The organism is Paracoccus sp. S1E-3, assembly GCF_013868135.1.
Classification (GTDB): domain Bacteria; phylum Pseudomonadota; class Alphaproteobacteria; order Rhodobacterales; family Rhodobacteraceae; genus Paracoccus.
This window is the reverse complement of record NZ_JACEMU010000016.1, coordinates 388,934-413,023: the sequence shown is the minus strand read 5'-3', so window position 1 is coordinate 413,023 and position 24,090 is coordinate 388,934. Positions and strand designations below refer to the sequence as shown.

The following is a 24,090-nucleotide window of genomic DNA, read 5'->3' as shown; positions in this document are numbered from 1 at the left end:
AAGGATGCCGGCGCGCATATGAGTCGCTGACGAAGCGGCCGGTTTTGGCGCTGCGCGCTGCCCCGGTCGCGCCGCCACCACGTGTTTCGCTAACGGTCGTCGATGGATGCGATTTGGCATAGCCCTTGGACACGAACTGTCCCGATTTGGCGCTACGATGCATTTTTGACATTTCAGACACTCCATTTAGTATCGATGCCGAGCATTTGGCCTGTATTTGGTATCATGGATCAGGCGATTCGCACAGCCCGTGTTTCCCATACGTTCCTCTTTTTGGGACATGGCTTCCCTTCGCGCGCCATTCCCCCTAAACCGCGTGAAAACCCGATAGCCAGAATCCCCGAATGCAGGAGCGCCGCGATGCAAAGCGCCAATATGAACGTGATGATCAAGGCCGCGCGCAAAGCGGGGCGTGCGCTGGTCAAGGACTTCCGCGAGGTCGAGAACCTTCAGGTCTCGGTCAAGGGCGCGGGCGATTTCGTCAGCCGCGCAGACCGCGAGGCCGAGCGGCTGATCAAGGAAGAACTGCGCGGCGCCCGCCCGACCTATGGCTGGCTGGGCGAGGAAACCGGCACCGAGCAGGGCGAGGACCCGACCCGGCGCTGGATCGTCGATCCGCTGGACGGCACCACCAACTTCCTGCACGGCCTGCCGCACTGGGCGGTCAGCATCGCACTGGAGCACAAGGGCGAGATCGTCGCGGGCGTCATTTTCGATCCCGCCAAGGATGAGATGTATACCGCCGAAAAGGGCGGCGGGGCGTGGATGAACGGCACGCGGCTGCGGGTCTCCGGGCGCCGGAAGATGATCGAATCAATCTTCGCCACCGGGGTTCCCTTCGGCGGCAAGGGCACCTTGCCCGCGACCCTGCAGGATTTCGCCCGCATCGCCCCGGTCAGCGCCGGCATCCGCCGCTTCGGCTCGGCCGCGCTGGATCTGGCCTATGTCGCGGCCGGCCGCGTCGATGGCTATTGGGAACGCGACATTCATGCCTGGGACGTGGCGGCGGGTATCCTGATGGTCAAGGAAGCCGGCGGCTTCGTCGAGACCATCCGCGGCGACGGCCCGGTGGTCGATGCCGGCAATATCGTATGCGCCAATGCAGCGCTGTTCCCCGAATTCGCCGCGCTGGTGCGGGAGCGCCCCTGATGCATCGCTGGCCGGTCCGGGTCTATTACGAAGACACCGATCTGGCCGGGATCGTCTATTACGCCAATTACCTGCGCTTCATCGAACGCGCGCGGACCGAATGGACGCGCGCGCTCGGCATCGATCAGACCCGCATGAAGGAAGACGAGGGCGCCGTCTTCGCGGTCCGCCGGGTCGAGGCCGACTATCTGTCGCCCGCGCGCTTTGACGATACGCTGATCGTTACCACCGCCCCCCATCGCATCACCCCTGCCCGGATCGAGCTGGACCAGCAGGTCCTGCGCGGCGAACAGCTTCTGTTCAAGGCGCGCGTGATGCTGGCCTGCCTTGGCCCGGACATGCGCCCGCGCCGCTTGCCGGGCGATCTGGCGGCACTCATGGGAAGTTGATCGGCATTTTGTTGGTCCCTGCCGGATTTTCCTGCTAAAGCGCGCGAAAGGCCGGAATTGGCCAGCAGTTTACGGGCAGATTTATGGAACAACTCGCCTCCGCAGGGCAGCAGATTGATTTTTCGCTGATCGCGCTGTTCATGCGCGCCTCGCTGATCGTCAAGATCGTGATGGTGCTTCTGATCCTCGCCAGCTTCTGGTCCTGGGCGCTGATCGTTCAGAAGCTTCTGAAATTCGCCGCCGCCCGTGCCGATGCGGCGAAATTCGACCGCGCCTTCTGGTCGGGAGAGCCTCTGGACGATCTGTATGACCGCATCGGGCAGACCCCGCGCGGCGCGCCCGAGCGGATCTTCGCCGCCGGCATGGGCGAGTGGCGCAAGTCGCAGGACGAGCAGGGCGGCATGATCCCCGGCACCCAGCAGCGCATCGACCGGGGCATGAATGTGGCCATCGGGCGCGAGGAAGCGCGGCTGACGCGCGGGCTGTCCTGGCTGGCCACGATCGGATCGACCGCGCCCTTCATCGGGCTTTTCGGCACCGTCTGGGGCATCAAGACCGCCTTCGAACAGATCGCGATTGCGCAGGATACCTCGCTTGCGGTGGTGGCGCCGGGCATCGCCGAGGCGCTGCTGGCGACCGCGCTTGGCCTGATGGCGGCAATCCCCGCGGTGATCTTCTACAACAAGTTCATTGCTGATTCGGACCGGCTGGGCGCGAGCTATGAAAACTTCGCCGACGAGTTCTCGACCATCCTGTCGCGCCAGCTGAACGAGGGCTGACCGATGCAGGTCCAGTCCCGCAACAGCCCGTCATCCTCGCGCCGGGGGCGCAGCCGCCGCCAGCCGATGGCGGAAATCAACGTCACGCCCTTCGTCGACGTGATGCTGGTGCTGCTGATCATCTTCATGGTCGCCGCGCCCCTGCTGACCGTGGGCGTGCCGCTGCAACTGCCAGAAACCGCTGCGAATGCGGTCGCCGCCGAACCCGAGGAGCCGCTGACCGTCTCGGTCCCGGCGGAGGGTCCGCTGATGCTGATGGAAGACAGCGTCGAGGAGGACCAGTTGGTCCCGCGCCTGCGCGAACTGGCCGCGACGCGGGCTTCGGCCAAGATCTTCCTGCGCGCGGACGGGGCGATCCCCTATGCCCGCGTGGTTCAGGTGATGGGCGCCCTGAACGCCGCCGGCTTCAACAATATCGTGCTGGTGACCGATACCGGCGGGCCGCGGATGGACGGCTGATCCGATGCTGGATCCGCTTGAACACCAGATGCCGCCGGGCCGGGACCGCGCCGAACGCGTGGGCGTGTGGATTTCCGGCGTCGGCCACACGGTGCTGGTCCTGTGGGCCATCATCGGGGGGGCGCTGTTCGCCGCCGATGACAGTCCGCCGGTTGAAATGACCGAGGTGACGACGATCTCGAACCAGCAGTTCGAGGAAATGGCCGCACGCTCGCGCGGGGCCGGCCCGGTGGGTCAGGCCGATGGCGATGCCCCCGCGCAGCCGCAGACGCCCGGCGATACCAGCGCCGCCGAAGGCCCCGACGTGGCGCTCGAGGCGCCCGAGCCAGACACCACGGCTGCGGCGCTGCCCCAGCCCTCGACCACGGCCGAACCGGCGCCCGATCTCAGCGATCTGGAAACCGCGCGGCCGCCCGTCGACGTGGCGACCATCGCGCCGGTCCCGCAGGCCCCCGATGCCGAGGTCGCGCCCGACACGCCGCGCACCGAGGCAACCCCCGACACCGCCGCCCCGGCGCGGCCCGACCAGCCTGTGACGCCGCGCTCGGCGCTGGCGCTGGATCGCTCAGCCCCGCCACCGGATCGTCCGGCGGGGCTGCGCGAAGCCGTCGTTGCCGCGCGCGAAGCGGCCCGTGCCGAAGCTGCCGTAGCGGCCGCCGAGCGGGAACGTCTGGCGACCGCCGCCCAGGCCGAGGAAGACCGCCAGGCCGCCATCGCCGCCGCCGAAGCGCAGGAGGCCGCACAGGAGCGTGAAGCCCGCGCCGCCGCCGCCCGCGCCGAAGAAGAACGCGCCGCAGCCGCACGTGCGGAGGCCGAACGCGCTGAGGAAGCGCGCCGCGCCGAAGCCGCACGGCAGGAGGCCGAGCGCGCCGAAGCCCAACGGCGCGCGGAAGAACGCCGTGCCGAAGCAGCCCGCCGTGAGGAGGAGGCCCGCGCCGAAGCTGAGCGCCGCGAACAGGAGCGTCTGGCCGCAGAACGCCGCGCCGAGGAACAGCGCCGCGCGGAAGAACAGCGCCGCGCGGAAGAACGCCGCGCCGAGCAGGAACGGCTGGCCGACATCGCCCGCCAGATCGAGGAGGAGGAACAGCGCCGCCTGGCCCGCGAGGCCGAGGAACGCGAACTGGCCGATATCCGCGCTGCTGCGCAGGCCGAACTGGCGCGCCAGACCGCGCTTGCCGAGCGGCTCGCCGAGCAGCAGCGCCTGCAGGACGCCGCGCAGAACGCGCAGGAAGCCACCCCCAGCCCGGTCGACGGCAACGCGCCCGAAGGCGAGGGCGAGGGCGGCGGGTCGGACGTGCTGACCGATGCGCTGAACGAAGCCGGCAGCGCCCGGATCGAGGCGAATGATCTGGACGATGCGCTTGCCGATGCGATGGGCGAGACCCGGCCGTCGCAGCTGCCCCCGCGCGAGGCGGTGGACATTGCCAGCGTGCCGATGACTCAGGCCGAGAAGGACGGGTTCCGCGATGCGGTGCAGTCGTGCTGGAACCTCGGCACCGCCTCGATTGAGGCGCTGGAAACCCGCGTCGTGGTCGGCTTCACCATGAGCCGCGACGGCCGCCCCGATCCTGACAGCTTCCGCATCGTCGGCGCGCCCGAGGTCGACGGCGCCCGCCAGCAGGCCTTCGAAGCCGCGCGCCGCGCGATCCTGCGCTGCGCCGGTTCGGGCTATAAGTTGCCGGCGGCCAAGTATAACGAATGGGACGATGTCGAGATGACCTTCACGCCCAACGGCGTCGAGGGTTTCGAATGAGCGTCCGGCGCGCCCTGACAGCGATGATGCTGGCGCCGGTCGCGGCGCTGGCGCAGCCGGCTGCGCTGTCCCCGGCGGAAAAGACCGGTTTCGCGGGCAGGGTCGAAAGCTGCTGGACACTCGCGCAGGGGGTCGACCCACGCGTTACCCTGCGCTTCGCCATGACCCCTGACGGCCGCCCCGTCGCAGACAGTTTTGTGGTGGTGGGCACGGCAGCGCAGACCGCGTTCGAAGCGGCGCGGCGGGCGGTGCTTCGCTGCGCGCGCGCGGGTTACGATCTGCCGAAGGATCGCTATGATGCCTGGGACCTGATCGAGATCACCTTTACTGCCGACGGAATCGGAGCCATGTCATGATGCGGCGCGCCGCCTTTGCCCTGTTGGCCGCTGCGTTGCTTGGGCCGCTGCCGGCGCTTGCGCAGGACGCCCCCTTGCGCATCGAGATCACCGAGGGCGTCGTCCGCCCCATGCCCGTCGCTCTGCGCTTCGAGGATGCGGGCGGTGCTGGCGAACTGTTGGGCGATATCACCGCCGTCATCGCCGACGACCTGAACGGCACCGGCCTGTTTGAGATGACCGAACCCGAAAGCAGCCCGGCGACGGGCTTCGACCGCACCGTCGATTATATCGCCTGGAAAGCAACCGGGACCGAGGCGCTGGTGACCGGTCAGGTCGCCCTCGAGGGCGATTCGGTCATGCTGCGCTTCCGGCTGTTCGACGTCTTCGCCGGTCAGCCGCTGGGGGACGGAATGCAGTTCGTCTCGCCGCGCGAGGGGTGGCGGCGCGCCGCGCACAAGATCGCCGACCAGATCTATGCCCGCATCACCGGCGAGACCCCGTATTTCGACAGCCGCATCGCCTTCATCGGTGAAAGCGGCCCGGCGACCGAACGTGTCAAGCGGGTCGGGGTGATGGATTATGACGGCGCGGGCGTCAAATGGCTGACTTCGAAGGACGATCTCGTGCTGTCGCCGCGCTTCTCGCCCGATGGGCAGACGGTGCTCTATACCAGCTTTGCCAGCGGCGTGCCGCAGATCATGTCGCTGGACGTGGAGACCGTCACGTCGACCGCGCTGACCCGCGATCCGCGCGCCATGAGCTTCGCGCCGCGCTTCTCGCCCGACGGGAAATGGATCGCCTTTTCGCGCGAAAGCAGCGGCAACACCGACATCTGGATCATGGAGGTCGCCAACCCGAGCTTTGCCAAGCCGATCACGCTGGGTCCGGCCATCGACACCGCGCCCAGCTGGTCGCCGGACGGCCGCCATATCGTCTTCGAAAGCGATCGCTCGGGGTCGTCGCAGCTGTATGTGATGCGCGCTGACGGATCGGAACCGACGCGTATTTCCTTCGGCGACGGTGGGGGAAGTTATGGCGAGCCGGCCTGGTCGCCGCGCGGCGACCGGATCGCCTTCACGCGCCAGACCAAGGCGGGTTCGTCCATCGGGGTGATGCGGCCCGATGGCTCGGGCGAGCAGCTTCTGTCCGAGGGCGGTCGCGATTCCGGGCCAAGCTGGGCGCCGAACGGCCGTGTGTTGATCTTCACACGCCTGACCGCCGACGATGAGGTCCCGCAGTTGCATTCTGTGGACATTACCGGGCGAAACATGCGACCAGTTGCGCTGAATGATGCGGCGTCGGACCCTGCCTGGGGGCCGTTGCTGCCTTAAAAAGGCCGAGGAAACAGTCTGATGCGTGTGACCCTGACCCTGATCGCGGCCGTTCTGGCGCTGTCGGCATGCAATATGCCGAATGATACGCCGCAGGCATCGGCACCCGTCACCGATCCCTATGTCTCGACCGCCGGGGGAAATGTCGTCTATCGCGGCGATGTCAATGTGGCGGGCAACCGCCTGCCGGGCGCCGACACCGTGGCCCTCGGCGCCGATTTCGCCGCCGCCGGTGCCACCGTCTATTTCGCTGAAGCCGAAACCTCCCTGTCCGAGGAAGCCCGCACCACCCTGTCGCGTCAGGCGCAATGGCTGGTCCAGAATGCCGGCTTCACTGCCGTGGTCGAGGGGCATGCGGACGAACCCGGAACCCGCGAATTCAATCTGGCGCTGGGGGCGCGGCGGGCGACTTCGGTGCAGGAATATCTGGTCGCCAAGGGGGTCGAGGCCGGCCGCATCCGCACCGTTTCCTTCGGCAAGGAACGCCCGGCGTCGATCTGCGCCTCGGAGGCGAGCTGCTTGGCGCGCAACCGCCGCGCCGTCACCGTCGTCGCCCCGCCCGCGGCGGGCGTCTGATGCGCTCTGCTGTCGCCGTTCTCGGGCTGGTGGCGCTGACCGCCCTGCCCATGCTGGCGCAGGAGGCCATCGTTCTGCCCAATGGCGTGGTGGTGAACGATCCTGCCCTCGCTCAGGGGCTGGAGGCGATCCCCTCCACCGATGAGATCGCGGCCGAGGTGGAAGCCGAAAATGCCGCTGCGCGCCCGCAGGTCGACGCGGCCACGCTGGCCGACATGCAGGCCAACCTGCGCGAGGTTTCGGCTGATCTGCAGGCGCTCAGGGCCCAGCTTCTGGCCTCGGGGGCACAGGGTTTCGTGGCGGCAGGGGGTGATTCGGCCATCGACCGGATGAACGCGATGGAAGCCCAGATCGCCGCCGTGACCGAGAAGACCGAGCAGCTTTCCAACCGGATCAAGCAGGTGGTGGCGGAAGGCACCAACCGCATCGGCGACATTGAGTTCCGCCTGTGCGAGCTGGACGCCAATTGCGATCTGGGTGCGCTGATGACCGCCGATCTGGGCGGGCAGGGGGCCGTGGCCCCGGCGCCGGGCGGTGGTCCGGTGCCGCCGCCGCCCTCTGATGTCAGCGCCGAGACACTGCCGCCCATGGCCGAGCCCGAGACTGTCGCGACGCCCCCCACCGAGGAGGAGGCACGCGAATTCGCCGAGATCCGCGGCCTGGTCGCGGCGCAGGACTGGGCGCCGGCCAAGGCCAAGCTGGACCATCTGGTCACCGCCCATGCCGGCGGCCCGCTGACGGCCGAGGCCCTGTATCTGCAGGGAATCGCGCGTCAGGGGGATGGTCAGTTGAATCAGGCCGCGCAGTCCTATCTGCTGGCCTTTTCCGCCGCCCCGGACGGCCCGCGGGCACCGGCCAGCCTGCTGGCGCTTTCGCAGGCGATGACCGGGCTCGGCGCGCCCGGCGATGCCTGCCCCTATCTGGACGAGTTGACCCGACGCTTCCCCGCCTCGCCCGAAGCGGCCGAGGCCGCACCGCTGGCCGAGACCGCCGCCTGCGCCGAACTGGCCGCTGCGGACGAGGGCGGTGCGAACTGAAATCCCCGATGATGCGGCGCCCGGCGATGTCCGGGCGCGGGCTTTCGCGGCGCTGGATGTGCTGGCGGGCGATGCGCGCGGCCTTGGCATCGCGCTGTCGGGCGGGGGCGATTCCGTCGCGCTGATGCATCTGACCGTCGAATGGGCGGCGGCGCGCGGCTGGGCATTGGCCGCGGCGACGGTGGATCACGGGTTGCGCCCCGAATCGGCTGCTGAGGCGGCGGCGGCGGGGGCTGCGGCGGCCCGGCTCGGTCTTCCGCATCAGGTCCTGCGTTGGCAGGCAGCGGATGCGCCGGGCAACCTAATGGCCAATGCACGGCAGGCGCGGCTGGACCTGCTGGCCGAGTGGGCGCAAAGGCTGGGGCTGGACGCGGTGGCGCTCGGCCACACCCGCGACGATATCGCCGAGACCCTGCTGATGCGACTGGCGCGCGGCGCCGGCATTGATGGGCTGGCCGCCATGGCCGCGCGCCGAACCGATCGCGGCATGATCTGGCTGCGCCCCCTGCTGGGGATCGGGCGGGTGGAGTTGCGCGACTATCTTCGTGGCCTGCGGGTGAGCTGGATCGACGATCCCAGCAATGACAGCGACCGCTTTGAACGGGTGCGCGCGCGGCAGGCCATCGCGGCGCTGGGGCTGGACCCGGCAGCGCTGGCGCAGTCCGCGGCCCATCTCGACAGCGCGCGGGCGGCGCTGAATGCCGCGCTGATGCCGCTGCTGGACAGCGCCAAGGCACGCCATGGCGCGCTGCTGCTGAACCGCGCCGCTTTCGAGGCGGCACCGGTCGAGCAGCAACGGCGGCTGATCGTCGCGGCGGTGCGCTTTGTCACCGGCGCGGGCTATCCGCCGCGCAGGGCCGGGGTCGAACATGCGCTGGCGGCGCTGGCGCGTGGGGCGCGGGTGACGCTGGACGGCGCTGTGCTGGATCCCGGCGCGGCGTTGCTGATCCACCGGGAGGCCGCGGCCGCCGCAAGGGCCGGTCTCGTTGCCGGGATCTGGGACAATCGCTGGCGCATCGGCGGTTTGCAGCGGGGTGATTCGGTCGTGCCGCTGGGGGCGGATGCCCCTGCGGCCGATTGGCGCGGCGCCGGGCTGACCCATCTGGAGGCGCAGGCACTGCCGGCCATCCGGCGCGGCGGTCACCTGATCGTGCCAGCCTTGGCGCCCGCGCAGGGGCTGACGGCGGAACCGTTGCGTGGCATGATGGATTTCCAAGGAATCCTGCTTGGGCATTGAACCCCGCCCCCGAATCCCTATTTTCAGGCCAAACCCTTTCCCGCCGGAGGACCGCCCTTTGGGTAACGCACGCAATATCGCCTTCTGGGTCGTTCTGTTTCTGATGATCCTCGCGCTGTTCAACCTGTTCAGCGACGGTGCCTCGCAGATGAACAGCCGTCAGGTGAGCTATTCGGAATTCATGAGCCAGGTCGACAACGACCAGGTCGCCTCGGCAACGATCGATGGTGAGCAGGTCTATTACAAGACCGCCGACGGCAACCAGTTCACCACCATCCGTCCTCAGGGTGAGGAAATCGCCGACAAGCTGATCGCCAAGAATGTCGATGTGCGGGTCGAGCGCCAGCAGCAATCGGGCTTCATGTCGATCATCGGCGTCTGGCTGCCCTTCATCCTGCTGATCGGGGTGTGGATCTTCTTCATGAACCGCATGCAGGGCGGCGGCAAAGGCGGGGCGATGGGCTTTGGCAAATCGCGCGCCAAGCTTCTGACCGAAAAGCATGGCCGGGTGACCTTCGACGACGTGGCCGGCATCGACGAGGCCAAGGAGGAGCTGGAGGAGATCGTCGAATTCCTTCGTAATCCGCAGAAATTCAGCCGTCTGGGCGGCAAGATCCCGAAAGGCGCGCTGCTGGTCGGCCCGCCCGGCACCGGTAAGACGCTGCTCGCGCGCGCCATCGCCGGCGAGGCGGGCGTGCCCTTCTTCACCATCTCGGGTTCCGATTTCGTGGAAATGTTCGTGGGCGTCGGCGCATCCCGCGTCCGCGACATGTTCGAACAGGCGAAGAAATCCGCCCCCTGCATCGTCTTCATCGACGAGATCGACGCCGTTGGCCGGGCGCGCGGCGTCGGCATCGGTGGCGGCAATGACGAGCGCGAACAGACGCTGAACCAGCTGCTGGTCGAGATGGACGGCTTTGACGCCAATGAAGGCGTCATCATCATCGCCGCCACCAACCGCAAGGACGTGCTGGACCCGGCGCTGCTGCGCCCTGGCCGCTTCGACCGCCAGATTCATGTCCCGAACCCCGACATCAAGGGGCGTGAGAAGATCCTGGGCGTCCACGCCAAGAAGGTGCCGCAGGGCCCTGATGTCGATCTGCGCATCATCGCGCGCGGCACGCCGGGTTTCTCGGGCGCGGATCTGATGAACCTGGTGAACGAGGCCGCGCTGATGGCCGCGCGCATCGGGCGTCGCTTCGTGACCATGGAAGATTTCGAGAATGCCAAGGACAAGGTCATGCTGGGCGTCGAGCGGCGCAGCATGGTCCTGACGCCCGAGCAGAAGGAAAAGACCGCCTATCACGAGGCGGGCCACGCCATCGTGGGCCTGACGCTGGACAAGACCGACCCGGTCTATAAGGCCACGATCATCCCACGCGGTGGCGCGCTCGGCATGGTGGTGTCCCTGCCCGAGATGGACCGGCTGAACTTCCACAAGGACGAGGCCAAGCAGCGCCTGGCCATGACCATGGCGGGCAAGGCAGCCGAAATCATCAAATATGGCGAGGAAGGGGTCTCGAACGGGCCGGCCGGCGATATTCAGCAGGCGTCCGCGCTGGCGCGGGCCATGGTGATGCGCTGGGGCATGTCCGACAAGGTCGGCAATATCGATTATGCCGAGGCGCATGAGGGCTATAACGGCTCGACCGGGGGGTTCTCGGTCTCGGCGGCGACGAAGGAGCTGATCGAGCAGGAGGTCCGCGACCTGATCGAGGAAGGCTATCAGACCGCCCACCGGATCCTGACCGAGAAAGAGGAGGAGTTCGAGCGTCTGGCCCAGGGCCTGCTGGAATTCGAAACCCTCACCGGTGAGGAAATCGGCAAGGTCATCCGCGGCGAGGCGCTGGGTGGCGATGATGATACCCCGTCCTCGGGCATCCCGCAGGTCAGCACCGCGCCGAAGGCCGGGCGTGCGGCCGAAGGGGGCGCGCCGGTGCCGCAATCCTGACCGCCGCCATCCTGTCTTCAACAACAAACCCCGGCCGTTCGGTCGGGGTTTGTCTTAACATAACGGCTTTCGCCGCACTCGTTACAACACCGTAAGAACTGACGCGTATCACAAGACCATAAGCACTGAGGCCAACACGACGAGTGCGAAGCCGAACCCCAGATTGATAACGACGCCAAGCTTATCCATGGCGTTTCCTTTCATCGCGGCAAAATGCCGCTCGTCTTCGAGATGCAGGAAAACGTCCGGTGCGCAGTCGGAGTTCCGTCACGGAACCGTCATCTCCGCGCTGCGGCAAATCTGCCACGCTTCGGGCTTGCGCGATGGCGATCCAGCGGGCAGAAGTGCCGCCATGGCGCATGAAGACATTCAGAACATGGTGGCGCTGCGCGCCCGCATCGACGCATTGGACGCGCAGCTGATCGCGCTTCTGGCCGAACGCAGCAGGCTGATCGACCGCGCCGCCGAGATCAAGGCGCAGGTCGGCCTGCCCGCCCGCATCGATGCTCGGGTCGAGGAAGTGGCCGCGCTGGCGCGGCGCCGCGCCGCCGAATCCGGGCTGGACCCGGATCTGGCCGAAGGGCTGTGGCGGCTGATGATGGAACATTTCATTGCGCAGGAAGAAGCGCAGCTTGGGGGCGGTCATGGTGGCACAGCGGATTGACGGCAAGGCGTTCGCGGCGGGGCTGCGGGCGAAAATCGCCAGCCAGGTGGCGGCGCTGAAGGATGAACACGGCATCACGCCCGGCCTCGCGGTGGTGCTGGTCGGCGACGACCCCGCCAGCCAGGTCTATGTCGCTTCAAAGGGGCGCCAGACGGTCGAGGCGGGGATGAACTCCTATGAGCATCGGCTGCCCGCCGATGCCGGTCAGGCCGAACTGCTCGCCCTGATCGGGCGGCTGAACGCCGATCCGGCGGTGCATGGCATTCTGGTGCAATTACCACTTCCGGCCCATATCGATGAAAATGAGATCATCAACGCCATCGCGGTGAAGAAGGATGTGGACGGGTTTTCCGTCGCCAATGCCGGACGCCTGGCGACCGGGCAGCGCGGCGCCATGGTGCCCTGCACGCCGCTGGGTTGCCTGATGCTGCTGCGCGATCACCTGGGGGATCTGTCGGGCAAGAATGCGGTGGTGATCGGACGGTCGAACATCGTCGGCAAGCCCATGGGGGCCCTGCTGCTGGGCGACAGCGCCACGGTGACGGTCGCGCATTCGCGAACCAAGGATCTGCCCGAGGTGGTGCGCGGCGCCGATATCGTCGTGGCCGCCGTCGGGCGCCCGGAAATGATCAAGGGCGACTGGATCAAGCCCGGCGCGACGGTGATCGATGTCGGCATCAACCGGACCGAGAAGGGGCTGGTCGGCGATGTGGATTACGCATCCGCCGCCGAGGTCGCCGGCGCCATCACCCCGGTGCCAGGTGGGGTCGGCCCGATGACCATCGCCTGCCTGCTGGCCAATACGCTGACCGCCTGCTGCCGGTCGAACGGCTTGCCGGACCCCGAAGGGCTGACCCCGTAGATTTGGCGTCTTTTATGTAAACGACAGTTTGTTGCTACGAGAGGCTGCGGGATGCTTGAGTATTTCCTAGGTTTTCTCGGGTTAGGCCTGACCAGTTTGCAGCGGGCTGATGATCGCAAGCTGCGTGCATTGACCATACTGTCGAACATCGACGCCGCAGTCATTGAGAGTGCGATGATGCTAGATTTCGAGATTGTGCGTCTGCGAGATGTGGCTGTCTCGGCGGGCATAGATCCCGAGGTCGTTATCAACTCTCTTGTCGTGATGCGTGCCCAATGCGAGCAAATCCGGGACATGGCCAATACGAACCGGGCATTGGTAAATGAGAAGGGCGCAAGCGTTGAAGGTATAGGTGCACTGGAACAATGGGCCGGAACCTGCTCGCAGCTTGCCAAGCAGGTTGTTCTCTCTGTGCAGCACATTGAAGACGCTATCGCGCGCCCGCGTTGGTGACCGGCTGCCGACGATCAAGCTTTTGGGTTGATCTTGCCGATCTGCCTCAGAAATCGACGCAAAGCCCCTTTTTCTCGTAATCGCCATAGCGCACGGGTTCCGGCCCGTCGCGGCCGCCGAGTTCGGGTGGCAGGTCCAGCGGCTTGGCGGCCTTGCGGCGCGCCTCTGCCTCGGCGAGGGCGCGTTGGGCCTCGGGTGGCAATTCGCGTGTCTCGGTCATGGCGGGCGGCCTTTCATTGCGTTAACAGGGCAGAATCTAGGGAAAGGTTCCGCTTTGGGCAAGCCAGCAGCACGCAGATCACCGGGAAATGCCGCGCGGCCGGATGCGGCGCGCAAGGGCGCGCTGCGGCTTCTGAACGGGCTGCGCGAGGGGCTGTCGCTGGCCGATCAGCCGGGCGCGCTGGCAAACCTTGCCCCCGCCGACCGGGCGCGGGCGCAGCGGCTGGCGCTGACGGTGCTGCGCAATATCGACCGCGCCGATACGCTGCTGGTCGAACATCTGTCGAAAAAGCCCCGGCCCGAGGTGCTGGATGTGCTGCGCCTCGGCACGGTCGAACTGCTGGAGATGGGCGAGGCCCCGCATGGTGCAGTGAACGCGGCGGTCGGGCTGGTGCAGTCCATGGGGCCGAAGGGGCGCGCCGCCTCGGGCATGGTCAATGCGGTGCTGCGCAAGATCGCCGATCAGCGCGACATCTGGCAGACCCTGCCGCCCGAGGAAATGCCCGACTGGCTGCGCGACCCCATCGCCGCCGCCTGGGGCGAGGACACCGTTCTGGCCATCGAGGCCGCGCATCAGGCCGGCGCGCCAGTCGATTTCAGCGCCAAGCCCGACAGGACCGCGCCGGGCGAGGCGCTGCCGACCGGATCTTACCGGCTGGACGGGCAGGCGCAGATTTCGGCGCTGCCGGGCTATGCCGAGGGGGACTGGTGGGTGCAGGATGCCGCCGCCGCCATGGCCGCGCGCCTGCTGGACCCCCGCCCCGGCGAGGTGATCGTGGACCTGTGCGCCGCACCCGGCGGCAAGACGCTGCAACTGGCCGCTGCCGGCGCAAAGGTCACGGCGGTCGATATTTCCGGCCCCCGGCTGGGTCGGCTGCGCGAGAATCTGGCGCGCTGCGGGCTGAGCGCCGAGGTGATCGAGGCCGATGCGCTGGCATGGACCCCGGCCGAGGCGCCCCATGCCGTTCTGCTGGACGCACCCTGTTCGGCCACCGGCACCATCCGCCGCCATCCCGACCTGCCGCTGATTCGCGACGACAGCGGGATCGAGGGGCTGGCGGCGCTGCAGGCGGCGCTGATCGACCGCGCTCTCGAAATCTTGAAGCCGGGCGGTCGGCTGGTTTTCGCCACCTGCTCGCTGCTGCAGGCCGAGGGCGAGGATCAGCTGGCGGCGGCGCTGCAGCGACATCCCGGCCTGACGGTGATCCGCCCCGATCTTCCGGGCATTCAGCCCGACTGGATCACCGATCGGGGTGGCCTGCGGCTGCGGCCCGATTATTGGCCTGACAAGGGCGGCATGGATGGCTTCTTCATCGCCGGCTTGCAGAAGCCCGAAGCGGCCCGGTAAATTCAGCTCATGACCGATCCTCGCCCCCATGGTTTCACCCAGCGGCCCGAAGCGCGCAGCCTCGGCTCTGCCCTGCGCGGGCAGGAGATGGTGGACGGCGCCTTGCCGCTGACCGGACTGCGGCTGGAAGGCGATCCCTTCGCGCATCGGCTGGCGGATACGGATCACATGGCGGAACTGCATGGCTTCGGCTGGCTGGACGATCTGGCCGCCGTCGGCAACGCCAAGGCGCGTGACCTCGCGCAGGCCCGCGTGCTGGCCTGGCTGGCCGCGCATCCCGCCCCGCCCGAAGACCCTGCAGGCGATCCGGTCTGGCGTGCCGACGTGACCGGCCGGCGGATGCTGCGCTGGATCTTCAATTCCGGCCAGATCCTGCCGGGGCTGGACCGCGCCGGCGCGCAGCCGGTCTTTGACAGCCTCCACGCCCAGCTGGCGCTGCTGGAACGGACCGAGGCCCCGGCCGGCCCGGCGCGGATCGAGGCGCTGAGCGGTCGCGCCATCGCTGCCATGCTGCTGCAAGGGGCCACGGACCGCGCCGGCCCTGCGCTGGAGGCCCTGGCGGCCGAGATGGATGGCAGCATCCGTCAGGGCGTGCTGCGCGGCCGCTGCCCGGAAGCACTGCTGACCTGCCTGTCGCTGCTGGGCTGGGTCAAGGCCACCGCGACCGAGACCGGCCAGCCGCTGCCGCCCGAGATTGACGCGGCCATTGCCGAAATCGTCCCGATCCTGCGGGCGCTGCGCCATGCCGATGGCGGCCTGCCGCGCTTTCACGGCGGTGGGCGCGGGGCGTCGGGGCGTCTGGATCACAGCCTGAAGGCCGCCGAAGGTCCCGGCCTGACCGCGCCGGGCCATGCGATGGGCTTTGCCCGGCTGGCGCGGGCGCGGGCGACGGTGGTGCTGGATGCGGCGTCCCCGCCGGCGGGACCGGGGGCGGCCCATGCCCATGCCTCGACGCTGGCGATTGAATTCACCTCGGCCCGGCACCCGATCGTGGTCAATTGCGGCCCCGGCCGGATGTTCGGGCAGGCCTGGGCACGGGCTGCCCGCGCCACCGCCTGCCACTCGACCCTCAGCCTGACCGGGCTCAGTTCCGCCAAGCTGCTGCCGCCGGATGGGCAGGGGCAGGAGCGGCTGACCCTGCTGCCGCAGAAGGTCTGGGCCGGGCAATGCGATGCGGAGGGCAATCTGCTGCCCGCGGACGCCCCGCCGCCCTCGCCCCGGCTGCCCACGACGATCCTGTCGGGGCACGACGCCTGGCAGGGCACCCACGGGCTGACCCATCTGCGCGAGCTTTACCTGTCCCCTGATGGCGACGAATTCCGGGGCGACGACACGCTGGCGGCGCTGGATATCGCCGGGCAGGGGCGTCTGGACCAGATCCTGACCAACCACCCCGAGGGCATCGGCTTCGACATCCGTTTCCACCTGCATCCCGACATCGACGTCGTGCAGGACGGCGCGGCCGCGCGGCTGATCCTGCCGGGCGGCGAGGAATGGCAGTTCAGCCATGATCTGGTGGCCGAGCTGCGACTGGAGCCGACAGCCTGGCTGGAGCCGGGCCTGCCCGATCCGCGCCCCGGCGTGCAGATCTTGCTCAGCCATCACCTTACAGACCATGCGGTGCAGATTGGCTGGACCTTCAGGCGGGCAGGCGCTAGCTAGGCGCCAACCGAAAGCCGCCACCTGAAGGTTCCCATGCCGCAAGACATCGTCCCGCTGAAACGCGCCCTGATCTCTGTTTCTGACAAGACCGGGCTGATCGAATTCGCACAGGCGCTCGACGCCAGGGGGGTCGAGATCCTGTCGACCGGGGGCACCGCCGGGGCGCTGCGCGACGCGGGCATCGCCGTCAAGGACGTGTCCGAGGTCACCGGCTTCCCCGAGATGATGGACGGTCGCGTGAAGACGCTGCACCCGGTCGTCCATGGCGGTCTGCTGGCGCTGCGCGACGATGCGGGGCATCAGGCCTCGGCCGCCGAGCATGGGATCGGCATGATCGACCTGCTGGTGGTCAACCTCTACCCGTTCGAGGAAACCGTCGCCAAGGGCGGCAGCTATGACGACTGCATCGAGAATATCGACATCGGCGGCCCGGCCATGATCCGCGCGGCGGCGAAGAACCACGCCTTTGTCAGCGTCGTTGTCGATGTGCAGGATTACGCCGAGGTGCTGGCCCAGCTGGACGCAAAGGGCGGCACCGATCTGGCCACCCGCAAGCGGCTGGCGCAGACGGCCTATGCGCGCACGGCGGCCTATGACGCCGCGGTCTCGAACTGGATGGCGGATGCGGTGGAGGTGGAAACCCCGCGGCGCCGTGCCTTCGCGGGCACGCTGGCGCAGGGGCTGCGCTATGGCGAGAACCCGCATCAGCGCGCCGCCTTCTATGTCACTGGCGAGGCGCGTCCCGGCGTCGCCACCGCGCGTCAGTGGCAGGGCAAGGAGCTGTCCTACAACAACATCAACGACACCGACGCGGCCTTCGAGCTGGTGGCCGAATTCGACCCCGCCGAAGGTCCGGCCTGCGCGATCATCAAGCACGCCAATCCGTCCGGCGTCGCCCGCGCCGCCACCGCGGCCGAGGCCTATCGCCGCGCCTTCGACTGCGACCGCACCTCGGCCTTCGGTGGCATCATCGCGCTGAACCAGACGCTCGACGGGGATACCGCCCGCGCCATCACCGAGATCTTCACCGAGGTCGTCATCGCCCCCGACGCCACCGACGAGGCCAAGGCGGTCTTTGCCGAGCGCAAGAACCTGCGCCTGCTGACCACCGGCGGCCTACCCGATCCGGCTGCATTGGGCACCGCCTTCCGACAGGTCGCGGGCGGCTTTCTGGTGCAGTCGCGCGACAATGGCCGTATCGCGCTGCCCGAACTGAAAGTGGTGACGAAGCGCCAGCCGACCGAGGCCGAACTGGCCGATCTGCTGTTCGCATGGCAGGTGGCCAAGCATGTGAAATCCAATGCCATCGTCTATGCCAAGGATCTGGCGACCGTGGGCATCGGCGCCGGCCAGATGAGCCGGATCGATTCCACCCGGATCGGCCACAGCAAGGCGCAGGACATGGCCGAGGCGCTGGCGCTGCCGCTGCCGCTGACGGTGGGGTCGGCGGTGGCCTCGGACGCGTTCTTCCCGTTTGCGGACGGCGTCGAGGCGCTGGCAGATGCGGGTGCAGCGGCGGTGATCCAGCCCGGCGGTTCCATGCGCGACGCCGAGGTGATTGCGGCGGCCGACGCGCGCGGTCTGGCCATGGTCTTCACCGGTCAGCGGCATTTCCGTCACTGATGGCCAAGGACCCGACAAACATGCCCGCCGAGGTCCCCGCCCCGAAGCCCGCGCCGAAGCCGCGCAAGCCACGCGCGAAGAAAGCGCCCGCGCCGCCGCCGGTCAGCCTGCGCGCCATGGCCTGGGTGGCGGGGCTGATCCTGCTGCTGGATCAGGTCAGCAAATATTACGTGGTCCATGTCATGCGGCTGGACCGCCTGCGCGAGATCGAGCTGCTGCCGCCCTGGCTGAACCTGCATATGGCGTGGAATCAGGGGGTGAATTTCGGCCTGCTGTCGTCCTCGCAGGACATCATGCGCTGGGTGCTGATCGCGGTGGCGGTGGCGGTCTGCGTCTGGGTGATCCTGTGGATCCGGCGGGTGCGGCCGGGCTGGTTCGCACAGGCCTCGGCCGGGCTGCTGGTGGGCGGCGCGATCGGCAATGTGATCGACCGCGTCCTTTATGGCGCGGTCGCCGATTTCCTGAACATGTCGCTGCCGATCTGGCGGAACCCCTACAGCTTCAATGTTGCCGATATCGCCATCTTTGCCGGCGCCATCGGCCTGATCCTGCAACCGCCGCAAAGTGCCGACAAGGCCCGTGACCTCGCCACGAAATGACGCTAGAACGGCAACAATGAAAAACGGGGGACCGGTATGCGGGTAATCTGGGCACTGATCGGGACGGCGGCGCTGGCGGCCTGTTCCAGCGATCCCCTTCTGCACAACATCCGCGCCGGTCAAAGCACGCCGGACGAATTTGCCATCGTGCCGACGCGCGCGCTGTCGATGCCGGGCGACCTGAACGTGCTGCCGCCGCCCACGCCGGGCGGCGCGAACATCACCGATCCCAATCCGAAAGGCGATGCCGTGGCGGCGCTTGGCGGCAACCCGGCGCAACTGGCTGCGCAGGGCGTCGGCGCGGCCGATGGCGCGCTCATCAACTATGCCTCGCGGCTGGGCGTGCAGGGCGGCATCCGCCAGCAACTGGCCGTCGAGGATGTCGAGTGGCGCTCGAAGCGGTCGCGCAGGCTGCTGGAAACCGTGGCCCGCAGCGATGTCTATTACCGCGCCTACCAGACCATGACGCTGGACAGCTGGGCCGAAAACGAACGCTGGCGCCGCGCGGGTGCGCAGGTGCCCTCGGCGCCGCCGAAGACCCTGGACTGAGCGGCGCCGCCGCGTTCTCTGGTCACCCGGTCGTGATTTGCGACCGGCGGCCTGGCGTTTCATGTTCCCCACGCTTCCCGTCCCGCGAAAGGACCGCCGATGCGCGCGCTATCTTTGGCAGCCCTGCTGGCCGCCACCCCCGCCCTGGCCGAGATGCCGGAGGGCGTGACCCATTTCACCCTGGACAACGGCATGGAGGCCGTGGTGATCGAGGATCACCGCGCCCCGGTGGTCGTGCAGATGGTCTGGTACAAGGTCGGCTCGGCCGATGAAAAGCCCGGCAAGACCGGGCTGGCCCATTATCTGGAACACCTGATGTTCAAGGGCACTGACAAGCTGGCGCCGGGCGAGCTGTCGAAGACCGTCACCGCCAATGGTGGATCCGACAATGCCTTCACCAGCTATGATTACACCGCCTATTTCCAGCGCATCGCCGCCGACCGCCTGCCCCTGGTGATGGAGATGGAGGCCGACCGGATGCAGAACCTGCGCATCGGCGAGGAAGACTGGCAGGCCGAGCGTCAGGTGGTGCTGGAGGAACGCGCGCAGCGCACCGACAGCGATCCCTCGGCCCTTTTCGGCGAGGAGCGGAGCGCCGCCCAGTATCTGAACCATCCTTACGGCCGCCCGGTGATCGGCTGGCGGGCCGAGATGGAGGGGCTGACGCGTGCCGATGCGCTGGATTGGTATGACAGCAATTATGCGCCGAACAACGCGATTCTGGTCCTCGCAGGGGACGTGACCCCCGAAAAGGCGCGCGAACTGGCCGAGCAGTATTACGGCGGTATCCCCGCCAAGGAAGGCGTTGCCCGCGAGGCGCGGCCGCAGGAACCCCAGCAGCGTGCACCCCGCCGGATGGAGATGACCGACCCGCGGGTGCCGCAGCCCTCGCTGATCCGCACCGTGCTGGTGCCCGAACGCAATCCGGGCGATCAGAAGATGGCCGCGGCGCTGACGGTGCTGGCGGAACTGCTGGGCGGCTCGGCCCAGACCTCGGTTCTGGGGCAGAAGCTGGTGATGACCGGCAAGGCGCTCTATGCCGGGGCGGGCTATGACGGCTTCGCGGTCGATCCGACGAATTTCTATATCTCCATCGCCCCGGTCGAGGGGATGGAACCCGCCGACGCCGAGGCGGCGCTGGATCAGGTGCTGGCCGATTTCCTGAAGGAAGGCCCCGACCCGGCGCAACTGGAACGGGTCAAGACCCAGATCCGCGCTGCGGAGGTTTACGAACAGGACTCGGCCCATGGCCGCGCCTATGAATACGGGCAGGGCCTCGCAACTGGCCTGACCGTCGAGGACGTGAACGACTGGCCCGACGAATTGGCCGCCGTCACCGCCGAAGACGTGATGAAAGCCGCCGATCTCGTCCTGAACAGCACCGCCACCGTGACCGGCTGGCTGCTGCCGCAGAAGGCGGCCGACGCCGGGGCCGAGATCGCGGTGGAATCCACGCCGCCTGTGGCCGCCCCCGTGGGCGCCGATGCGCCCGCCACCGGCGGCCCTGCCGTCGACGCACCCGCCGCCGATATCCCCGCCGCCGCGACCGAGGAGACCGCACAATGAGCTTTCTGCGCCTTTGCACCTTCCTCGCCGCCAGCCTTGTGGCCGTCCCGGCCCTTGCGACCGATATCCAGGAAGTCACCTCACCCGGCGGCATCAAGGCCTGGCTGGTCGAGGATCACAGCATTCCCTTCACCGCGCTGAACCTGGCTTTCCGGGGCGGCGCCAGCCTTGACGCGCCGGGCAAGCGCGGGGCCATCAGCCTTATGACCCACACGCTGGAGGAAGGCGCGGGCGACATGGACGCCACCGCCTATGCCGCTGCCACCGAAGCGCTCGGCGCCAAGATCGGCTTCGATGTGGGCGACGACGCGCTGACGGTGGCGGCGCGGCTGCTCAGCGAAAATCGTGACGAGGGCGCCGATCTGATCGCGGCCGCCCTGACCCAGCCGCGCTTCGACGACGACGCCGTGGCCCGCGTGAAGGGGCAGGTGCAGGCGATCATCCGCGCCGAGGACAGCGACCCCAATGCCATCGCCCAGAAGGCGCTGGCGAAAGCAATCTGGGGGGCGCATCCCTATGGCAGTTCGTTGAACGGCACCCTCGAATCCGTTGCTCCGCTGGGGCGCGAGGATCTGGTCGAGGCGCAGAATCGCGTCATCGCCCGTGACCGGGTGATCGTCGGCGCCGCCGGCGATATCACCCCCGAACAGCTGGGGCTGCTGGTTGACCGTATCCTTGCCAAACTGCCCAAAACCGGCACAGTGCCGCTGCCTCAGGCGGCGCAGTTCGAATCCAAGGGGGGCACCGAGGTGATCGACTGGGACAGCCCGCAAACGGTGATCTCCTTCGCGCAGCCGGGCCTCTCCATGGATGACCCCGACTACTTCGCGGCGTTCGTGGCCGATCATATCCTTGGCGGCGGCGGCTTTTCCTCGCGCCTGATGGCGGAAATCCGCGAAAAGCGCGGGCTGACCTATGGCGTGTCCACAGCGCTTTCGAATGCGGTGAACGGCGCCAGCTGGGTCGGCGGGATGGCAAGCTCGAACGCCTCGGCGGCCGAGGCGACGGATCTGGTCAAGCTGGAATGGGGCCGCATGGCCGAGGGCGTGACCGAAAAGGAACTGACCGACGCCAAGACCTATCTGACCGGCGAATATCCGCTGCGCTGGGATGGCAATTCCAAGATCGCCGGGATTCTGGTGGGGATGCAGCTGATCGGCCTGCCGATCGACTATCCCGACACCCGTAATGCGAAGATCGAGGCGGTGACCGCCGAGGACGTGGCCCGCGTCGCGCGCGAGCGGCTGGATCCCGAGAAGCTGCAATTCGTGCTGGTCGGCCGCCCCGATGGGGTGAAGAAATAACCGCGCCGCCACGGATCAATGCAGATATGCCCGATGAATAAGCGCCGCCCCCTCGGGCGGCGCTTTCTGTTCCGGCAGGGCTGCCCGGTCTTACTTCACCCGAACCGCGCCCGATCCCCCCAGCGCCGCCCCCGCGACGGCGCCCACCGGGCCGGCCACGACCGCCCCGGTCGCGGCGCCGGTAGTGGCGCGGGTCGCGGTGTTCGGCCCGCAGGCCGCGAGGGTCAGGGCGATTCCGCAAAATGCAATGGCAGCAAGTCTCGTCATGGTCTTCTCCTTGCTTGATAAAATGGTCGGGCTGAAGCTGCCCGGCTGACAGGCAAAACGAACTGTTCCGCCATAAGTTTCCGTATCCATCCCAAAAATGCGCAGAATCATTTTCAGACCCGCCGCGACTTGCTAGATATTGTGGGATGAACGAACACAGCCGCCATATGCGCCCGGTTATCCGCCAGCTTGATGATGATGTCGCCAACCGCATCGCGGCGGGAGAGGTGGTCGAACGCCCGGCCTCGGCGGTCAAGGAGCTGGTCGAAAACGCGCTGGATGCCGGGGCGAGGCGCGTCGACGTGACCATCTCGCAAGGCGGGAAGGCGCTGATCCGGGTGGCCGACGATGGCTGTGGCATGAGCGCCGAGGATCTGCCGCTGGCGATGTCGCGGCATGCCACCTCGAAGATCGACGGCACCGACCTGCTGGACATTCACAGCTTCGGCTTCCGGGGCGAGGCGCTGCCCAGCCTTGGCGCGGTGGGGCGGCTGACCATCACCTCGCGCGCGGGCGAAACAGGCGCCGAAATCCGCGTGGCAGGCGGGCGCGCCGATCCGGTGCGCCCGGCGGCCGCCAATCGCGGCACCGTGGTGGAATTGCGCGACCTGTTCTTCGCCACGCCCGCGCGGCTGAAATTCCTGCGCAGCGAGCGCGCCGAAACCCAGGCCGTGGCCGAGGTGGTCCGCAGGCTGGCCATGGCCGAGCCGTCAGTCGGGTTCACGCTGCATGACGATGACCGGCTGCTGTTTCGGGCCGATGCCGAACAGGGCGATCTGTTCGACGCCCTCCACGCCCGGCTGACCAGGGTGATGGGCCACGATTTTATCGACAATGCCGTTCGCATCGACGCCGAACGCGACGGCGTGCGGCTGACCGGCTTCGCGGCGCTGCCGACCTATTCGCGCGGGGCGGCGGTGGCGCAGCATGTCTTTGTCAACAACCGCCCGGTCCGCGACAAACTTCTGACCGGGGCGCTCAGGGCCGGGTATTTCGACGTGCTGCCCGCCGGGCGGCATCCGGCGGCGGTGCTGTTTGTCACCTGCGATCCGCATTTCGTCGATGTGAACGTGCATCCCGCCAAGGCCGAGGTCCGCTTCCGTGCACCGGATGTGGTGCGCGGGCTGGTGGTCTCGGCGCTGCGGCATACGCTGGCGGGGGAATCGCGGCGCGCTTCGGATACGGTGGGCGCGGCGACGCTGGCGGCCTTCCGGGCCGAGCCGCAGGGGGCCGCGCCCGGTGGCGCGCAGCGCTATCAGATGGACTACGCGCGCCCCTCGGCGGGGGCGGTCCGGACCGCATATCAGGCGCTGGCCCCGGCCTTTGACGGGTTCCACGAAGCCCCCTCGGCGCGGGTTGAGGCACCCCCCGAGGAACTGGTGAGTGACGCGCCCCTGGGCGCGGCGCGGGCGCAGATCCACGAGAATTACATCATTGCCCAGACCCAACACGGCATGGTCATCGTCGACCAGCATGCCGCGCATGAGCGGCTGGTTTATGAACGCCTGAAGGCGCAGGCCGAGACGAACGGCATCGCCAGCCAAGCCCTGCTGATCCCCGAGATCGTCGAACTGCCCGAAGGCGACGCCGCCCGTATCCTGGCCGTGGCCGAGGATCTGGCCGCCCTTGGTCTGCATGTCGACGCTTTCGGCGGCGGCGCCGTCGCCGTGCGCGAGGTGCCGGCGCTGCTGGGCCGGGTCGATGCGGCCGCACTGATTCGCGACATCGCCGATGATCTGGCCGATCAGGGGGCAAGCGACCGCCTGCGGGGACGGGTCGATGCGGTGCTGTCCTCGATGGCCTGCCATGGTTCGGTCCGGTCGGGGCGGCGGCTGTCGGCCGAGGAGATGAACGCCCTGCTGCGCGAGATGGAAAGGACGCCCAGGTCGGGTCAGTGCAACCACGGCCGGCCCACCTGGGTCAGCCTGTCCCTGGGCGATATCGAGCGGCTGTTCGGCCGCAAGGATTGACGCGG

Annotated in this window: 24 protein-coding genes; 22 read left to right on the top strand and 2 right to left on the bottom strand. The window is 68.0% G+C overall.

Annotation, left to right across the window (positions count from 1 at the left end):
• Positions 1-360 precede the first annotated feature (360 nt).
• The 14 genes from H1S04_RS16555 to H1S04_RS16490 all read left to right on the top strand — a co-directional run bounded on the left by H1S04_RS16555 (position 361) and on the right by H1S04_RS16490 (position 12,978).
• On the top strand, positions 361-1,149 hold the full coding sequence (locus tag H1S04_RS16555; protein ID WP_181746614.1) for an inositol monophosphatase family protein: 789 nt from the start codon (positions 361-363) through the stop codon (positions 1,147-1,149).
• Positions 1,146-1,538 (top strand): tol-pal system-associated acyl-CoA thioesterase, encoded by a 393-nt coding sequence (gene ybgC / locus H1S04_RS16550; protein WP_181746739.1) that lies wholly within the window; start codon positions 1,146-1,148, stop codon positions 1,536-1,538. Before H1S04_RS16555 ends, ybgC begins: the two co-directional genes overlap by 4 nt.
• 83 nt (positions 1,539-1,621) lie before the next feature.
• Positions 1,622-2,317, top strand: a complete 696-nt coding sequence (tolQ, locus tag H1S04_RS16545) for a protein TolQ (protein WP_181746613.1) — start codon at positions 1,622-1,624, stop codon at positions 2,315-2,317.
• Between the two features lie 3 nt (positions 2,318-2,320).
• The gene (locus H1S04_RS16540; protein WP_181746612.1) at positions 2,321-2,776 is read left to right on the top strand and encodes an ExbD/TolR family protein; all 456 of its coding nucleotides are present in this window, start codon (positions 2,321-2,323) and stop codon (positions 2,774-2,776) included.
• Positions 2,777-2,780: 4 nt separating this feature from the next.
• Positions 2,781-4,529: a protein TolA gene (locus H1S04_RS16535; RefSeq protein WP_181746611.1), complete on the top strand. Its 1,749-nt coding sequence runs from the start codon at positions 2,781-2,783 to the stop codon at positions 4,527-4,529.
• A complete protein-coding gene (locus tag H1S04_RS16530) occupies positions 4,526-4,885 on the top strand; it encodes a hypothetical protein (RefSeq protein ID WP_181746610.1) in 360 nt (119 codons plus the stop codon). The genes H1S04_RS16535 and H1S04_RS16530 overlap by 4 nt, the downstream gene beginning before the upstream one ends.
• Entirely contained in the window at positions 4,885-6,198 is a 1,314-nt protein-coding gene (gene tolB / locus H1S04_RS16525; RefSeq protein ID WP_181746738.1) for a Tol-Pal system beta propeller repeat protein TolB, read from the top strand. Before H1S04_RS16530 ends, tolB begins: the two co-directional genes overlap by 1 nt.
• Before the next feature lie 21 nt (positions 6,199-6,219).
• Complete coding sequence (locus H1S04_RS16520; protein WP_181746609.1) at positions 6,220-6,774, top strand: OmpA family protein; 555 nt, start codon at positions 6,220-6,222, stop codon at positions 6,772-6,774.
• Positions 6,774-7,811 (top strand): tol-pal system protein, encoded by a 1,038-nt coding sequence (locus H1S04_RS16515; RefSeq protein WP_181746608.1) that lies wholly within the window; start codon positions 6,774-6,776, stop codon positions 7,809-7,811. The genes H1S04_RS16520 and H1S04_RS16515 overlap by 1 nt, the downstream gene beginning before the upstream one ends.
• Positions 7,801-9,048 carry a tRNA lysidine(34) synthetase TilS gene (tilS, locus tag H1S04_RS16510; RefSeq protein ID WP_298947716.1) on the top strand — a complete coding sequence of 416 codons (1,248 nt, stop codon included), beginning with the start codon at positions 7,801-7,803 and terminating at the stop codon, positions 9,046-9,048. The genes H1S04_RS16515 and tilS overlap by 11 nt, the downstream gene beginning before the upstream one ends.
• A gap of 58 nt (positions 9,049-9,106) precedes the next feature.
• Positions 9,107-10,999: an ATP-dependent zinc metalloprotease FtsH gene (gene ftsH, locus H1S04_RS16505; RefSeq protein ID WP_181746607.1), complete on the top strand. Its 1,893-nt coding sequence runs from the start codon at positions 9,107-9,109 to the stop codon at positions 10,997-10,999.
• A 352-nt stretch (positions 11,000-11,351) separates the two neighbouring features.
• Positions 11,352-11,663, top strand: coding sequence for a chorismate mutase (locus H1S04_RS16500; protein WP_255435660.1), 312 nt, complete (start codon positions 11,352-11,354; stop codon positions 11,661-11,663).
• Positions 11,644-12,525 (top strand): bifunctional methylenetetrahydrofolate dehydrogenase/methenyltetrahydrofolate cyclohydrolase FolD, encoded by an 882-nt coding sequence (folD, locus tag H1S04_RS16495; protein ID WP_181746735.1) that lies wholly within the window; start codon positions 11,644-11,646, stop codon positions 12,523-12,525. The genes H1S04_RS16500 and folD overlap by 20 nt, the downstream gene beginning before the upstream one ends.
• A 51-nt stretch (positions 12,526-12,576) precedes the next feature.
• On the top strand, positions 12,577-12,978 hold the full coding sequence (locus H1S04_RS16490) for a hypothetical protein (protein ID WP_181746606.1): 402 nt from the start codon (positions 12,577-12,579) through the stop codon (positions 12,976-12,978).
• Between the two features lie 46 nt (positions 12,979-13,024).
• On the opposite strand, the gene H1S04_RS16485 is transcribed toward H1S04_RS16490, so the two are convergent.
• Positions 13,025-13,198 (bottom strand): DUF1674 domain-containing protein, encoded by a 174-nt coding sequence (locus tag H1S04_RS16485; RefSeq protein WP_181746605.1) that lies wholly within the window; start codon positions 13,196-13,198, stop codon positions 13,025-13,027.
• Between the two features lie 54 nt (positions 13,199-13,252).
• Here H1S04_RS16485 and H1S04_RS16480 point away from each other — a divergent pair, with 54 nt between their 5' ends.
• The 7 genes from H1S04_RS16480 (at position 13,253) to H1S04_RS16450 (ending at position 21,848) form a co-directional block, all read left to right on the top strand.
• Positions 13,253-14,545 carry an RsmB/NOP family class I SAM-dependent RNA methyltransferase gene (locus H1S04_RS16480; RefSeq protein WP_181746604.1) on the top strand — a complete coding sequence of 431 codons (1,293 nt, stop codon included), beginning with the start codon at positions 13,253-13,255 and terminating at the stop codon, positions 14,543-14,545.
• A 9-nt stretch (positions 14,546-14,554) separates the two neighbouring features.
• On the top strand, positions 14,555-16,207 hold the full coding sequence (locus H1S04_RS16475; protein WP_181746603.1) for a heparinase II/III family protein: 1,653 nt from the start codon (positions 14,555-14,557) through the stop codon (positions 16,205-16,207).
• Positions 16,208-16,240: 33 nt separating this feature from the next.
• Positions 16,241-17,830, top strand: coding sequence for a bifunctional phosphoribosylaminoimidazolecarboxamide formyltransferase/IMP cyclohydrolase (gene purH, locus H1S04_RS16470; protein ID WP_181746602.1), 1,590 nt, complete (start codon positions 16,241-16,243; stop codon positions 17,828-17,830).
• Positions 17,831-17,850: 20 nt separating this feature from the next.
• Positions 17,851-18,429, top strand: a complete 579-nt coding sequence (lspA, locus tag H1S04_RS16465; protein WP_366521916.1) for a signal peptidase II — start codon at positions 17,851-17,853, stop codon at positions 18,427-18,429.
• Between the two features lie 36 nt (positions 18,430-18,465).
• Positions 18,466-18,978 (top strand): DUF3035 domain-containing protein, encoded by a 513-nt coding sequence (locus tag H1S04_RS16460; RefSeq protein WP_181746601.1) that lies wholly within the window; start codon positions 18,466-18,468, stop codon positions 18,976-18,978.
• 99 nt (positions 18,979-19,077) lie between these two features.
• Complete coding sequence (locus H1S04_RS16455) at positions 19,078-20,544, top strand: pitrilysin family protein (RefSeq protein ID WP_181746600.1); 1,467 nt, start codon at positions 19,078-19,080, stop codon at positions 20,542-20,544.
• A complete protein-coding gene (locus H1S04_RS16450; protein ID WP_181746599.1) occupies positions 20,541-21,848 on the top strand; it encodes a pitrilysin family protein in 1,308 nt (435 codons plus the stop codon). Before H1S04_RS16455 ends, H1S04_RS16450 begins: the two co-directional genes overlap by 4 nt.
• A 90-nt stretch (positions 21,849-21,938) precedes the next feature.
• On the opposite strand, the gene H1S04_RS16445 is transcribed toward H1S04_RS16450, so the two are convergent.
• On the bottom strand, positions 21,939-22,115 hold the full coding sequence (locus H1S04_RS16445) for a hypothetical protein (RefSeq protein ID WP_181746598.1): 177 nt from the start codon (positions 22,113-22,115) through the stop codon (positions 21,939-21,941).
• Between the two features lie 146 nt (positions 22,116-22,261).
• Here H1S04_RS16445 and mutL point away from each other — a divergent pair, with 146 nt between their 5' ends.
• Positions 22,262-24,085 carry a DNA mismatch repair endonuclease MutL gene (mutL, locus tag H1S04_RS16440; protein ID WP_181746597.1) on the top strand — a complete coding sequence of 608 codons (1,824 nt, stop codon included), beginning with the start codon at positions 22,262-22,264 and terminating at the stop codon, positions 24,083-24,085.
• The last annotated feature ends 5 nt before the right edge of the window (positions 24,086-24,090 follow it).